Source organism: Synechococcus sp. 63AY4M2 (assembly GCF_002760475.1).
GTDB lineage: Bacteria > Cyanobacteriota > Cyanobacteriia > Thermostichales > Thermostichaceae > Thermostichus.
The window spans coordinates 463817-477642 of the sequence record NZ_AXUX01000001.1; the positions used below are offsets into that span (position 1 = coordinate 463817).

Below are 13826 nucleotides of genomic sequence, written 5' to 3' on the forward strand. Positions count from 1 at the left end.
TAACCAAAACTTTGTTTTCATTCCAACAGGTCGGTTCAAGGAGCGTATTGCGCAATTATGTCGGCATTATGGCATGGAGTTTATTGAGGTAGAGGAGGCGTACAGCTCGCAGGCAAGCTTCCTAGATGGAGATGAGCTACCTAATTCCTAATTATGGTGAAAAACCCGACGGGTGGAGACCCTCTGGGCTGAGGCGAATGCTGCCGCCAACCTGCTTAAGAAAGTCAGCAGAACCTTGGGGCTTTGCGTTAAGGAACTGTCTAGAGGCGCTTTGACAACGCCGTTGCGGGTTCTTTTGTGGACTGCGTAAGAATCCCCCGCCTTTAGGCGGTGGGAGTGTCAAGGTAGCTGTTCGCCGAGAGTGTCGGCAGACGGCTTCTCAGATGCGGAAACTTCTGGTCAGGTTTCACCAAGACAGGGTGGGGGGTGAATCTGAGGAGGAAGTATCTGCTGAGGCAGTTTGAGATTCCTTCACGTCAGCGGGCCGTAGGCCCTGTAGCGGGGGTTGTGGCGTCCCCCCCCCAGGGCTAGGGCGGCAGGGCAAGCAACCTGCGCCTCAATCGAGGATAAATACCTAGGGATCCTCCGCACAGGGAACGGCAACCTCAGAGGGCGCAGCTTGTCCTAGGCTATCCAAAAAATGCTGCAAGAGCTGAAAGCGAGGTGGGTTGAGGCTGTAGTAGATCCAGCGCCCCTGCTGGCGAGCGTTGACCAACTGCGCATCTCGCAAGGTCTTTAAGTGAAACGAGAGCTTGGATTGGCTTACCTGCAGCTTTTCGCAGAGATCGCAAACGCACAGCTCCCGCCCACGCAACAGTTGCAGCGCGCGCAGGCGAATCGGATCGGAGAGAGCGTGAAATCCCTCCCGTACCTGCTCACACAGCAAATCCTCCTCTACCTTGGCCAACCACGAAACCATCCTTCGACTAGGGTAGCAAGAGCTTTGCGCTCCCGTCGGCAAGCACTCCCCCCACCCCAGTTGCTCCTGGACTGGGAAGGCCGCCATTGCTTTGCAGCACCAGCGCAACCCTAGGCTCGCGCTGCCTCTGATCAGGTCAACCCCGGCAGCAGTTGGTAATGCAACACCTGCGGTGGCCGAGCAAAGTAGGGCTCGAGGAGGGCGCGCCAGCGGACAAAGTTTTCCGATTGGCGGAAGTTAACCAAATGGGCCTCCAGGGATCCCCAGTGTACCAGCAACAGGTATTGCTGAGGGTGCTCTAAACAGCGCTGCAGTTGGTGCTGCCGATAGCCATCGGTCTGTTGTAGGTAGACAAAGGCTTGCGCGATGGCAGCCTCAAAAGCGGCTTCAGAGCCGGGGCTGACTTCAAACTGAGCCACCTCTAGGACAGGCGAAGGGTTCATAGGCTAGGTGTGCAGGCCGCACTCGGTTTTGGCTGTGCCCTTCCAGCGGCCAGAGCGGGGATCCGCTCCCGGCTCCACCGGCGCCGTGCAGTGGATGCAGCCGATGCTGGGATAGTTGCGGTCGTGGAGGGGGTTGTAAGGGATCCCGTGGTCGAGGATGTACTTCCAGACTTGGCCGTTTGTCCAGTCGGCGAGCGGGTTGAGCTTGAGGCGGTTGCGCTTGCCATCCCACTGCACCTTGCCGATATCGGCGCGGGTGGGGGATTGCTCGCGGCGCATCCCCGTAATCCAGGTGGTGCAGTTGGCCAGGGCGCGATTCAGGGGCTCTACCTTGCGGAGGCTGCAGCAGAGGTCAGGGTTGGTGCGGTACAGCTCCGGCTCATATTGCGCCGCCTGCTCTTCGGGGGTGAGCAGCGGTTTGAAGATCTCCAGCTGCAAATGGGGGTAACGGGCCAACACCTGCTGCTGCAGTTGCAGGGTTTCCGGGAAGTGAAAATCGGTATCCAGGAAAAAGGCGCGCACCTGGGGGCGAATGGCCGTGAGCAGATCGATGAGAACCAGATCTTCCGGTCCAAAGCTGCAGGCCAGCACCAGCCCGTCCCCAAACTCCGCAACGGCCCAGGCCAGCAGGTCGCTCGCCGACAAAGGCTCAAATCGCTCGCTCAGAGAAGCTACCTGCGGCTGATACTGCTCTCGTAACGCCTGAGCCGCCAGCTCCCAGTGGCCGGAGGAAGAAAGGGTTGCAGTCATAGGGGGAAGACATCGAATCCAAGGCTCTTTGCCTTTTTAATCTACACTAATTCGGTCAAGGTTTAGGATTTTTGGCTACTGGGCAACGGCGGGCAGGGATCGAGATCCTTTGGCCCGCAGGGGGATTTGTCCCCAGCGATCCCGCCGAACTCCCATGACCAGGCCATGCCAGAGAGGTCTGGGATCCGGCTCCGGCAGGTGAACCCAGTGGTAGCGCAACACCCCTCGCCGTGGGTTGACGTCCAACTCAAACACGCGCAGAGCGGAGACCGGCCCCACCAGAGGCGGCGCTGTCAGGTAGGGGATTCCGTCCTGCACATAGACCTTCGGCACGTGCAGATGTCCACTCAACACTGCCACCACCCGCCCGTGGTCGGCCAAGAGGGTATGCAGAGCTACAGCTTGCTCGCTGCGAAGCCGGTACTTGCGGAACAAAACCGCATCCATTTGGGTGGGGGAGATAAAGGGAGGCTGATGGATGAGCAGGATCAGCCATTCCTCCGGCACCGCTTGTAGATGTTCGCCTAGCCAGCGCAGTTGCGCGGGGCGCAGCACGCCCTGGGGCAGAGGGAACTGGCCCAGGCTGGCATCGAGGGCAATCAAGCGGATCCCAGGCAGGGGGGAAAGGCTGTAATCGACATAGCCTGTGGGGGCAAGGGGCAACGGAAATTGACGTTGGCACCAGCGGATAAATTGCTCCCGGTTGAAGCGCCCCTCCCTCCCCAAGGTGTCGATATCGTGGTTGCCGAGGCTGAGGTAGTAGGGCACCCGCAGTTGGGCGAGGATCTCCTGGAACACCTCAAAGCTCTCCGGATCGGCTTGATCCACCAAATCGCCGGTGAACACCACAAAGTCCAGATCCGGCACTTGGTTGAGATGGGCAACGGCAGCTTCCAACTGGCGGCGGGGGGAATCGGACATCCACCAGCAGCGGCACCCTGTCTCCGGCATTAGGTGAACATCTGAGACTTGGGCAAAGCAAATCCTTTGGGTGGCCATCACCTAGGTACTTATTCACACCTCACGCCCGCATCATAGTCAATAACCGGCTAGAGGGCTATGGGCTTCTCTTAACCTCAGCCAGGATACCCTCACCCCCAGCCCCTCTCCCTTTGGGAGAGGGGAGTTGTGGTTGCTGCGATTTGGAATCGTCACAAATGAGTCTGATTCTTGTTCCGGCGCCGCTGCCGAGCAACTGCTAGGGTATAGCAACACGGATCTTCGACAAGAGGATCCCTCAGTTCAAGCAAGGAGAAAAAATCATGTCTGCTACCACCCTTGTTCGTTGCGCCTGTGACCACTGCAACTGCAGCTTCGAAAGCAGCCAAGGCTATCGCTACGAAGGCCAACTCTACTGCAGCCAAGCCTGTGCCACCCATGACCACGCCCACCCCTCCCCTTGCTGCGTGGCCTCTCACTGCTGTCAATAGCAGGTTGGCAGGGATCGCTCACCCCGGCTTTTGCTTTCCGGGATCCCAAGCTGCTTTTCTCCCTGAGCAGTTTTTGATAGGCTCCCAGGGAGTTTTATTCCTGTCGAGCTTGCATGGAATACCGCTGGGATCTGCTGCCCACCCCGCCTCAATTTGATCCGGAGCTGAGCCGAGAGTACGGCAAGTATGCGGCCAAGGTGCTGGCTCTGCGGGGGTTGCACAGCCGAGAACAGGCGCGGGCTTTTGTCGATCCTAATCAGTATTCTCCCACGCCAGCGGGATCCCTGCCGGATCTGGAGCGGGCGGTGGCGCGGCTGTTGCAGGCAAGAAAAAGAGGAGAAACCCTCTGCATTTGGGGAGACTTCGACTGCGATGGCGTTACCGCCACCAGCCTCTTGCTCTCGGCGCTACAAACCTTGGGCTTCCGAGTCCAGTTCACTCTACCGCTGCGCAGCACCGAAGGGCATGGCTTGAACCCTCAGCGGCTGCAGCAGGTGCTGGATCAAGGCTGCCAGGTGCTCCTGACGGTGGATTGCGGCATAGGCAATGCTGCCGAGATTGCTCTGGCCCAAGCCCAAGGGATGGACGTGATCGTGACGGATCACCACGCCCTGCCGGATCCCTTGCCCCCTGCCTATGCGGTGGTCAACCCGCTGCGCCTGCCAGAGGAACACCCGCTGCGCTTTCTGCCGGGGGTGGGGGTGGCCTACAAGCTGGCGGAGGCCCTCTACCAAGCGCTGGGGATCCCTGGTGTAGAAGAGTACCTGGATCTGGTGGCGGTGGGGATCGTGGCCGATGTGGCGGTGTTGCAGCGGGAGTGCCGCTACCTGGTGCAGCGGGGCCTGCCCGTGCTGGCCAACACCCAGCGTCCGGGGCTGCGGGCTCTTTTGGATTGGGTGAGCAACAGCCAATCCTCAGGAACGCCGACAGCCCAGGACATCGCCTTTCGCCTTGCCCCCAAGCTGAACGCCATTGGTCGCTGGGACGATGCCAGCCTAGCGGTGGAGCTGTTGACCACCTCGGATCCGCAGCGGGCCCAGACGCTGGTGGAGCATTTCGTTGCCCTCAATGAGGAGTGTCGGCAACTCACCCAACAGGTTCTGCAAGAGGCCAGCCAACAGGTGGAGAGCTTGGATCTGGCGCGGGAGCGGGCAATTGTTTTGGCCGGAAGCGGCTGGAATCCGGGGGTTTTGGGGATCGCCGCGGCGCGCTTGGCGGAGCAGTACGGTTGCCCGACGGTGTTGATTGCCAAAGACGAGAGGACGGGACGGGGCTATGGTTCGGGCCGCTCGATTCCGGGGGTGAACCTGGTGGAGGCCATCGAGGCTGTGCGTCCCCTCTTGCTGGGGGGAGGCGGCCACCCCATGGCCGCTGGGATCCAAGTGGATCTGTCCTGCCTGGCCGCCGTACAACTGGCTTTGCGGCGGGAGCTGGCCGCACGGGTCGGCCCGGATCGCCAAGCTCGCGCCTTGGCGGTGGAGATTGTTATCGATTGGGAGCGGTTGGCCTCTCAGGGCCGGGATGGGGTGGCAGAGCTGGACGAGGTGTATCGGCAGTTGCAGCTTCTGCAGCCCTTTGGCCACGGCAACCCCAACCCTGTCGTAGCCTTGATGAACGTTCGCCGCGGCAGCGTCAGGCTGAGGGCTTCCCAGAATGGCCGCCACCTGAAGTTTGAGCTGGGATCCCGTGCCCTCTGGTTTTGGGAAGCCGGCGAAGAGCTGGAGCGGTGGCAAGCATGCCAGGCCTTGGACATCGCCCTGCAGTTGGAAGCCGAGCAGCCCTGGCAGGGCAAAGTGCTGGCGGTGCGCCCCTCTGGCGACTGGCAGGCGCCCACCGTTTCCGCCCCCAGCCTTCGGATCCAGGATTACCGGCAACGCCCCCTGCCGGATTCCCTCCAAGAAGTCTTCCGCTACGATGGGCAGGCCCTTCCTCTCGAGCAAGACTTCCTCCCGTCGGCAAAAACAGCTCTGCTGCTGGCCCGCTGGCCCTGGCTGCCGGCAAATCTAGCCCAACTGCTGCAGCAGGTGCAGCCGCAAACGCTGATCCTGGCCGCTTCTGGTCATCACTGGAAGCGCCTCCCCCACCAAATCGCCCGACTCCAGGAATTGGGGCGGACGGGACAATGGGATCCCCATGTCCTGGCGGCGACAACCGGCTTGCCCTGGCAGTGGCTGGCGGAATTGGAGGGGCCGGAGCAGATCCCAACACGGCTGCTGGGCCGCATTCAAGAATCCCAAGCTTTTCACCGCTGGCTGGACGAAGCCAGCCCCACCCAGATCGCCCAGCTCTGTCAGCGGCTGCTGCGACCGGATCCCCTGCCGGCAGTTGTTTCTCCGAAGTAGAAGACGCCCCCCGGCACCACCATCAGCCAACTTTGGGATTGCGCACTACGCTTAGCCCTGCCGGCTGGAGTTGTGCCTCTTCGGCTCTGTCGGGCAGCGGGCGCAAGGGAGGGCCAAAGCGGCCAACGGCTATGGTGTTGTGCAAAGCCGGGATCCGGCGGATGGATCCCTGGCGTAGGCAGCGGTGCAGGCGGCGCAGCAGGAAGAGGTCAGCCTCGGAGCAATCCTCTTGGAAGACTTTGACGTTAAGTTCGTGTTCCTGAGCAGCGGTAAGCAGACCGGTCATCATGGCAGTTTGAATAATTTGCTGCACAATCGTGCTTTTGATCTCGCTCATGGTGGGGATGCTCTTGGATTGAGACTTTTCGCTGGTTTCATTCTCGGCAAGACCCTCTGAAATGGACTCCGCCGAATGGCGGATTGGATATACGCACTTTGCCGGCTTTTTCGCTGCCCAAGATCCCGGGCCTTTCACGGGTTTATAAGCTTCGACTTTGCTCAGATCCCATGCGGAGAGAAACCTAGGATCGGCGGTGCGTTAGACTTTCACGTCTAACTCGAAGCCGGAGCAGCAATTGGATACTTAGGGATCCCATTGATGGGGCAGTGCAAAATTAAACTTGCAAATGGCTTGTCTGAACTTGCTTAACTTGGCCGACATCCTATTTTTTCGAGCCACTGTCTGTAGTAATACGGAAACGAAGAGGCCTTGCAACTACCGACAAATGGCGTAGGCCTGTCCAGACTTTACTTTCTGCAATCCCTGCCAAGGGAGAGCTGGCTCCCCCCTCAGGGGGCAGCGCAGCCGTTCTGTGTTAGTTTGGGGGCGTCCTACTTCTGCGATTGGCTGTGTCGGAAAGCCCCCAAAAAGTCGGCTGTGCCGCCCCTTTGGGCTGCTGTGGATGCGGCTGTCTGGGCCTGCTGGCGGTGCTGGGCTTGGGGCTGGCGGGGGCAGGGATCCTGGTCTGGAATGGGATCCGGGCTTCAGGCGCCTATCGCACCTACCAGTTGGCGGTGGAGCGGCTCGAACAGACTGCGGTGGTGGTGGAGCGGCTGGGGGATCCCCTGCGTCCGGGCTGGCCCTCGCGGCTGCGCTTTCAAGAGGATGAGCAAGCCGGCTGGGCCTGTCTGTCCTTTTTGATCACGGGATCCCGGCGCACCGGCGAGGTGGCTGTGGAGTCGGAGCGGGGGGTGGCCGGCTCAGCCTGGCAGTTGCGCCATCTGCAGGTGAAAGTGGATGGGGATCCACAGGCCATACAGATCCTGAAAGGGGAGGGGGGATCCCGCTGTGAACAAGAGGAGCCGGCTGCAGGGGCAGTGCTGCCGACAGGCGAGATCTGAGTAGTTGGACATGCTTAGCCGCGGGTAAAGTCAAAAGGACTCCGTCCCGCTGACGCGAACGGTTGTGGCCCTGGATCCCTATGCGAACAGTTCCCTATCTGCGCTTGCTGCTGCTGTTGGCGCTGTTGGCCTCGTTCGCGGGCCTGATCGTCTGGCTGATCCAATCGTTTTTGGATCTGTACTACGCCACCCGCTACCACCCGATTTTGGGGGGGCTGTTGATCGGGGTGCTGGTGTTGCTGCTGCTGGTGTTTTTGGCCGCTTCCATCTACTACTTGTTTCTGTTCCGCCCCGCCCCTAAAACCGAGAGGCTTCCCAGGCCAGCTCCCCCGGCAACTCCTGCCGAGAAGTGGGAGGCAGCCCGGCGCAACCTGGCGCAACTAGAAGCTCAGATGGCGCAGATCCAGGATCAGGTGGCGCGGGCGGCGCTGGCGGAACGGTCGGCCCGGCTGGCCCAACAGTTGGCCCAGCCGCAACTGAAGGTGGTGGTTTTCGGCACCGGATCGGCGGGCAAAACCTCGCTGGTGAACGCGCTGCTGGGGCGGCGGGTGGGGGCGGTGGGGGCAACGCTGGGCACCACGCAGGCGGTGGCGGTTTACGATTGGGACCTGCCCGGGATCCCCCACCCGGTGCAGATCGTGGACTGTCCGGGCATTTTGGAGATCGGGCCGGCAGGGGCGATGCGGGAAGAGGAGGCGCAGGCCCAGGCCCAAGCTGCCGATCTGCTGCTGGTGGTGGTGGACGGGGATCTGCGCCGGTCGGAGGTGGATCCCTTGCGTCGGTTGATCGCCCTGGGCAAGCGGGCTCTGCTGGTGCTCAACAAAATCGACCGTTACACCCCCGAAGAACGGCGGCTCCTGCTGCAACGGCTGCGGGAACGGGTTTACCCCTTGATCCAACCGGAAGATGTGCTGCCGGCCGCCGCTGCTCCAGCCCCTGTACAGGTGGGATCCCAAACCTGGCAGCCGGAACCGGAGGTGGCGGCGGTGCGGGATCGCGTCCAGGCGGTGCTCTACGCCGAGGGGGGATCCCTGGCGTTGGACAATGCCTTGCTGCAATCCCAGCAACTGGGCGAAGAGGCCAAGCGGATCATCCAGGCGCAGTTGCGCCGCCAGGCGGAGGAGGTGATCGACCGCTTTCAGTGGATCGTGACCGGCGTGGTCTTTGCCAACCCCATCCCGGCGCTGGATTTGCTGGCCATTGCCGCCATCAACGCCCAGATGGTGGTGGAGCTGGGATCCCTCTACGGCTGCAAGATGAACCTGCAGCAGGGGCGGGAGCTGGCCCTGTCGCTGGCCAAGACCCTGGCCGGCCTGGGGCTGGTGGAGGGGGCGCTCCAACTGACCACCGGGCTCCTGGCCACCGTGGCTGAGGTGAGCGTGGTTGGCTTTTTGGCGACAGCCCCCATCCAGGCGGCCAGCGCCGGCTATCTCACCCGCATTGCCGGCAAAAGCTTCATCGAGTATTTCCAGCGCAACCAAAGCTGGGGGGAAGGGGGGATGCAGGCAGTGGTCAAGGCCCAGGTGGAGAGCGCCCAAAAATCGGGCTGGCTCAAGGAGTTTGTCCGCCAGGCCTCAGAACGGGTTTTTCGCCTGCGCTAGTCCTTGTTGGTGGCCTCGACAGCAATGTCCGTCGGCATGAAGGCCAGCTCCATCTGCGCCACGTAGTCGGCGTAGCTGAGGGCGGGCACATCGTCCCATTCCGCCAGGCCGTGCATCCGCTTCGACCACTCGATAAAGGGGGCAGGGTAGGCGTAGGTCAAGCTGGGATCCGCCAGCACCTCTTTGGGCAGCGGCGGAACCGACTTGAGCACGGCCAGCAACGCCGGCGGTCTGTAAATGACCACGCGGGCGGCTTCGATCTGCTCCGGGGAAACCTTGAACTTGGCAGCGATGAACGAAATTACTTTGGAAAGGGCCATCCCCCACCCTCAACTTGGCCTGTACAGCTAGATCGCCGCAAGGGCAAGCAGTCGACCACGGGAATCCCACCGGGGATCCCTTGCTGCAGATTGTTGTTGCCCGCTATCCTAGTAAAGCCGAAAAATTGGGGAAACAGGTGAGCCGTGGCTAAAAAAAGCATGATCGAGCGGGAGAAAAAGCGCCAACGCTTGGTCGAAAAATACCGGGAGAAGCGCCAACAACTCAAGGCGGCCATGGCCGATCCCAACATCGACCAGGCCACCCGCATGGAGCTGCACGCCCAACTGCAAAAACTCCCTCGGGCCAGCTCGCCCACCCGCCTGCGCAACCGCTGCTGGAAAACCGGGCGTCCCCGGGGTTACTTCCGCGATTTCGGCCTGTGCCGCAACAGCCTGCGGGAAATGGCCCACAGAGGCTTATTGCCAGGTGTGGTCAAGTCTAGCTGGTAGCTACCCGACCTTCGCCGCTTGGTTGAACGGCCAAAACATCCTTTTGAGAGATCGTGAGTGGGCCTGCAACCTTTCCAGCTCTGTGACGAAGATCTCACCCCTGCAGTGGCAAAAGCCCTGGCCGGGGAACCCCACTTGGCCGTGGATACGGAGACGATGGGGTTGATCCCGCAGCGGGACAGGCTCTGCGTGGTGCAAATCGCCAACCCTGCCGGCGAGGTGGTGTTGTTGCGGTTGAGCCGTGGAGTAAAGCAGGCTCCCCTTCTGGCGGGGCTGCTGACGGATCCCAACATTGAAAAGATTTTCCACTACGCCCGCTTTGACCTGGCGATGCTGCGCTATCACCTGGGGATCCGGGCGTGGCCCGTCTTTTGCACCAAAATTGCCAGCAAGCTGGCCCGCACCTACACCAGCAAACACAGCCTCAAAGATGTGGTGAGCGAGCTGTGCGGGGTGGAGCTGAATAAAACTGCCCAGAGCTCCGACTGGGGAAACGTCCAGGCCCTCTCGCCGGAGCAGTTGGAGTACGCGGCCAACGATGTTCGTTACTTGATCCCGGTGCGCCACAAGTTGGCGGAGATGTTACGGCGGGAAGAACGCTGGGAGTTGGCGCAGCAGTGTTTCCAACATTTGCCTACTTTGGTAGAGCTGGATCTGTTGGGCTTCAGTAACGTCTTCGAACATCAGTAGGCGGGGCTTTACTTGATAGACAGTCACTGTCTTCGATGACCGGGCCCTCGGGGATCCCACATCTCCTGAAGCTGAACATGGGGGGACCTCACCGGCCCACAAAGTATCTGGCAACACAGCTGGCTGCCCCTCTCTCTGATGTAGTGGGGATGGGGTTGGCCATACCAATCGAGATAAACCGGCCTGCAACCCTCATTGCTCCCGCCATCATCTGTCTGGATCAGGGGGATCAGCCCTCACTTGGGCCACTATGAAAATCATTGGAGTTGAGTCAATGTTGGAGTCGCAGAGGGTAGTTCAAAGTGGGTTATCTTCCCCCGCTGTTTCGGGCAAGCCCGTTCTGGAGTTGCGCCACGTCTCGCTGCAGTACCCCACCAAGGGATCCCCAATCACGATCATCCGCGACGTCAGCTTTTCTGTTGCCCACTCGGAGTTTGTCTCCATTGTTGGGCCGAGCGGCTGTGGCAAGACTTCTCTTTTGAAGATGATGGCCGGCCTGAACACTGACCATGGCGGCACCCTCTACTTTCAGTTGCAGCCCATCGCCGGCCCCCTGAAGAGTGTGGGCATGGCCTTTCAAAACCCGGTGCTGCTGCCCTGGCGCACAACCCTGGAGAACGTGTTGCTGCCGTTGGAGGTGGTAGAGCCCTACAAGCGCACCTTCAAGCAAAACCTGGCCCAGCACGAGAAGTCGGCGCTGGAGCTGCTGGCCACCGTGGGCTTGGAGGGTTTTCAGAAAGCCTATCCTTGGCAGCTTTCTGGGGGAATGCGGCAGCGGGCTTCCCTGTGCCGCGCTTTGATCCATCAGCCGGAGCTGTTGTTGTTGGACGAACCTTTTGCCGCTTTGGATGCCTTTACCCGCGAGGATATGTGGGAAATGTTGCAGCGGCTGTGGCTGCGCACCGGCTGCACCGCCATTTTGATCACTCACGATTTGCGGGAGGCGGTTTTCCTCTCCGATACCATTTATGTGATGGGGCCACGACCGAGCGAGATCATCTTTTCCCTCAAAGTGGATCTGCCCCGTCCACGCCCGCTGGAGATCTGCCTGACGGACGAGTTTCACCGCTTGGTCTCGGAAGTGCGCCAGCACATTCGGCGCAGCTATTAGGCCAAAGAGCCCTTGATCCAAAAAATCTGGAAAGGTTTGCTGGACAGGTTACCGCGCATTTCTGCCGAGGGATCCCATGAAAAAATCATTTGACCGATTTTTGCAGACCCAAACGGCTTCTGTTGTTTTACCTGCTGTCACCATCGTTTTGACCCTTGTGCTCTGGCAGGTGGGGGTGGGGCTGTTCAACGTTCCTCGCTTCATTCTGCCGGCGCCCACCCAGATCCTCGCAGCCATGAACCAGTGGAGCCCGGTGATTCTGCGTCACTCCCTAACCACCCTCACTTCGACGCTGCTGGCCTTTGCGCTGGCTTTGGTGGGGGGGATATTGCTGGGATCGATCATCGGCAGCTCCCGCCTGGCCCATCTGTGTTTGTACCCGCTGCTGGTGGGGTTTAACACCATCCCAAAGGTGGCTTTGGTGCCACTGCTGGCGATTTGGTTTGGCTTGGGCACGATCCCGGCGGTGATCACGGCCTTTTTGCTGGCCTTTTTCCCCATTGCAGTCAATGTGGCGGTGGGGCTGGAGACGGTGGAAGCCGAGATGCGAGATGTGCTGCGCTCGCTGGGGGCCAGCTCTTGGGAGATCTTCACCAAGGTGGGGCTACCCCACAGCATGCCCTACCTGTTTGCCTCGTTGAAAGTGGCCATCTCCTTTGCTTTTGTCGGCTCGGTGATCTCGGAGACGGTGGCTTCCAACCAGGGGCTGGGCTACCTGATCGTGTCGGCCAGTTCTTCTTTTGATGTGCCTTTGGCCTTTGCGGGTTTGGTTGCTCTCGGCATTATGGGCATTTTGCTCTACACCTTTTTTGCGGCTCTGGAGCGCTATGTCCTGTCCTGGCGACAGTAGCATCTCTCCCCAGGGAGCCAACCCCTGCCTGAGCTAGCCCAGGTCTGGAAAGGTGGCTCGCACCGCCGGGTGGATGAGCTTGCCTGCCCTGACGTTTAGCCCTTTGGCCAAGGCTGGGTCTTGTTCCAAAGCAGCGGCCAGGCCAAGGTTGGCCAGCTTGAGGATGTAGGGGAGAGTGGCGTTGACCAGCGCTTGGGTCGAAGTCCAGGGGACAGCCCCCGGCATGTTGGGAACCCCGTAGTGCAAGACTCCATAGGCTTCGTAAACCGGCTGGGCATGGGTGGTAACCCGCGTGGTGGCGATGCACCCCCCCTGATCCACCGCCACATCCACAATGAGGGAGCGAGGACGCATTTGGGCCACCAACTCTTCTCCCACCAAGACCGGCGCCCGCCTTCCCGGCACCAGCACTGCCCCCACCAGCAGGTCGGCCTCGCGAACACACTCTTCCACGCTTTGGGCCGTGCTGTAGAGCAGCTCTACCCGCGAGCCAAAAATCAGCTCCAGCTCGTTCAGCCGCTGCAGGTTAATGTCCAAAATCTGCACCCGTGCCCCCAAGCCTACGGCCATTTTGGCCGCCTCAGTGCCCACGGTTCCCCCGCCCAGGATCACCACCCGCCCCGGCGGCACGCCTGGGATCCCGCCCAGCAGCACGCCTCGCCCTCCCTGCTGGCGAGTCAGGTAGTGGGCGCCCAATTGCACCGACAGCCGCCCGGCAATCATGCTCATGGGCATCAAGAGGGGCAGGGATCCATCTGCCAATTCCACCGTTTCATAGGCAAGGCAGGTGGCCCCCGACTGCAACAGCGCCTGGGTCAGCTCGCGGCTGGCGGCCAAGTGCAAATAGGTGAACAGAATAAGGTCGGGATGGAGCAGAGAATACTCAGCCGGCAGGGGCTCCTTGACCTTCACCACCAACTGCTGCTGGTAGATCTCCTCAGGGGTGGCGGCCAGCTTGGCCCCCGCTTTTTGGTAGTCCTCGTCGCTAAATCCCGCCCCCTGGCCTGCTTGGGTTTCCACCCACACCTGGTGCCCCTGCTCCGTCAGAGCCCGCACCGCCGCCGGCGTCAGGCCAACGCGAAACTCCTGCTCCTTGATCTCTTTGGGCACACCAATGCGCATAGGGATCCCCATAGGGCTGTCTTCCAGTCTAGACAGACCAGCGCTGGGATGGGATCCCTGGCCGACGGGGGGCGGCAGGAATTGTAAAGTTTTGTGCGCAATCTGTCGGGGCGAGCCGTTGTTAGCTTTCCCCTGGCAACACCAGGCTTTAAGAGGAATCTAGAACTGCTTGCCCAAATTGACCCAAAAACGTGACATAATGCCCTCAAAACAGCGAATTTCCCGACTTGCGCTTATCCGGCGAAGCAGTGTTAATATCTGTTTCGGGAAGTCTCCGTACTCCCTCGCAAACGCACCTTGAAAACCTTATGGATTCAGCCTTTTCCGGGGGTAGGATTGATCCCTACCTTTTCCCCGCAAGGGGACGGAAACCAGTGGGCTTCACCCCAAATTCTTTGAGCTGCCGCCGCAACGCAGCGTTGATCCCTACCTTTTCCCCGCAAGGGGACGGAAACTC

15 protein-coding genes are annotated in these 13826 nt (G+C 60.7%); 8 read left to right on the top strand and 7 right to left on the bottom strand.

Going from position 1 to position 13826, the window contains the following annotated elements; genetic code table 11:
• Nucleotides 1–574: 574 nt before the first annotated feature.
• The 4 genes from SYN63AY4M2_RS02140 to SYN63AY4M2_RS02155 form a co-directional block, all read right to left on the bottom strand.
• On the bottom strand, nucleotides 575–919 hold the full coding sequence (locus SYN63AY4M2_RS02140; protein WP_011429997.1) for a metalloregulator ArsR/SmtB family transcription factor: 345 nt from the start codon (nucleotides 917–919) through the stop codon (nucleotides 575–577).
• Nucleotides 920–1050: 131 nt separating this feature from the next.
• Nucleotides 1051–1362 carry an antibiotic biosynthesis monooxygenase gene (locus SYN63AY4M2_RS02145; protein WP_099812213.1) on the bottom strand — a complete coding sequence of 104 codons (312 nt, stop codon included), beginning with the start codon at nucleotides 1360–1362 and terminating at the stop codon, nucleotides 1051–1053.
• A gap of 3 nt (nucleotides 1363–1365) precedes the next feature.
• Entirely contained in the window at nucleotides 1366–2112 is a 747-nt protein-coding gene (locus SYN63AY4M2_RS02150) for a phosphoadenylyl-sulfate reductase (RefSeq protein WP_011429995.1), read from the bottom strand.
• Nucleotides 2113–2187: 75 nt separating this feature from the next.
• Nucleotides 2188–3111 (bottom strand): metallophosphoesterase, encoded by a 924-nt coding sequence (locus SYN63AY4M2_RS02155; RefSeq protein WP_011429994.1) that lies wholly within the window; start codon nucleotides 3109–3111, stop codon nucleotides 2188–2190.
• A gap of 263 nt (nucleotides 3112–3374) precedes the next feature.
• Between SYN63AY4M2_RS02155 and SYN63AY4M2_RS02160 the strand changes: the two genes are divergently transcribed.
• On the top strand, nucleotides 3375–3542 hold the full coding sequence (locus SYN63AY4M2_RS02160; protein ID WP_083759159.1) for a hypothetical protein: 168 nt from the start codon (nucleotides 3375–3377) through the stop codon (nucleotides 3540–3542).
• Between the two features lie 113 nt (nucleotides 3543–3655).
• Nucleotides 3656–5884 (top strand): single-stranded-DNA-specific exonuclease RecJ, encoded by a 2229-nt coding sequence (gene recJ, locus SYN63AY4M2_RS02165; protein ID WP_099887168.1) that lies wholly within the window; start codon nucleotides 3656–3658, stop codon nucleotides 5882–5884.
• 22 nt (nucleotides 5885–5906) lie between these two features.
• Here recJ and SYN63AY4M2_RS02170 read toward each other — a convergent pair whose 3' ends face one another.
• Nucleotides 5907–6221, bottom strand: a complete 315-nt coding sequence (locus SYN63AY4M2_RS02170) for a hypothetical protein (protein ID WP_041438224.1) — start codon at nucleotides 6219–6221, stop codon at nucleotides 5907–5909.
• Nucleotides 6222–6733: 512 nt separating this feature from the next.
• Here SYN63AY4M2_RS02170 and SYN63AY4M2_RS02175 point away from each other — a divergent pair.
• Nucleotides 6734–7225 carry a cytochrome c oxidase assembly factor Coa1 family protein gene (locus SYN63AY4M2_RS02175; RefSeq protein WP_011429990.1) on the top strand — a complete coding sequence of 164 codons (492 nt, stop codon included), beginning with the start codon at nucleotides 6734–6736 and terminating at the stop codon, nucleotides 7223–7225.
• An 80-nt stretch (nucleotides 7226–7305) separates the two neighbouring features.
• Nucleotides 7306–8826 carry a GTP-binding protein gene (locus tag SYN63AY4M2_RS02180; RefSeq protein ID WP_011429989.1) on the top strand — a complete coding sequence of 507 codons (1521 nt, stop codon included), beginning with the start codon at nucleotides 7306–7308 and terminating at the stop codon, nucleotides 8824–8826.
• Here the strand turns inward: SYN63AY4M2_RS02180 and SYN63AY4M2_RS02185 are convergent.
• On the bottom strand, nucleotides 8823–9146 hold the full coding sequence (locus SYN63AY4M2_RS02185; RefSeq protein WP_011429988.1) for a hypothetical protein: 324 nt from the start codon (nucleotides 9144–9146) through the stop codon (nucleotides 8823–8825). The genes SYN63AY4M2_RS02180 and SYN63AY4M2_RS02185 overlap by 4 nt on opposite strands.
• A 144-nt stretch (nucleotides 9147–9290) precedes the next feature.
• Between SYN63AY4M2_RS02185 and rpsN the strand changes: the two genes are divergently transcribed.
• From rpsN to SYN63AY4M2_RS02205, 4 genes are all read left to right on the top strand, one after another.
• Nucleotides 9291–9596 carry a 30S ribosomal protein S14 gene (gene rpsN, locus SYN63AY4M2_RS02190; RefSeq protein WP_011432985.1) on the top strand — a complete coding sequence of 102 codons (306 nt, stop codon included), beginning with the start codon at nucleotides 9291–9293 and terminating at the stop codon, nucleotides 9594–9596.
• A gap of 57 nt (nucleotides 9597–9653) precedes the next feature.
• Nucleotides 9654–10286, top strand: coding sequence for a ribonuclease D (locus tag SYN63AY4M2_RS02195; RefSeq protein WP_099812217.1), 633 nt, complete (start codon nucleotides 9654–9656; stop codon nucleotides 10284–10286).
• Nucleotides 10287–10560: 274 nt separating this feature from the next.
• Complete coding sequence (locus SYN63AY4M2_RS02200) at nucleotides 10561–11397, top strand: ABC transporter ATP-binding protein (RefSeq protein ID WP_240530474.1); 837 nt, start codon at nucleotides 10561–10563, stop codon at nucleotides 11395–11397.
• Between the two features lie 76 nt (nucleotides 11398–11473).
• A complete protein-coding gene (locus SYN63AY4M2_RS02205; RefSeq protein WP_099812219.1) occupies nucleotides 11474–12247 on the top strand; it encodes an ABC transporter permease in 774 nt (257 codons plus the stop codon).
• Nucleotides 12248–12280: 33 nt separating this feature from the next.
• Here the strand turns inward: SYN63AY4M2_RS02205 and ald are convergent, their stop codons facing one another.
• Nucleotides 12281–13369 (bottom strand): alanine dehydrogenase, encoded by a 1089-nt coding sequence (gene ald, locus SYN63AY4M2_RS02210; RefSeq protein ID WP_099887170.1) that lies wholly within the window; start codon nucleotides 13367–13369, stop codon nucleotides 12281–12283.
• Nucleotides 13370–13826 lie beyond the last annotated feature (457 nt).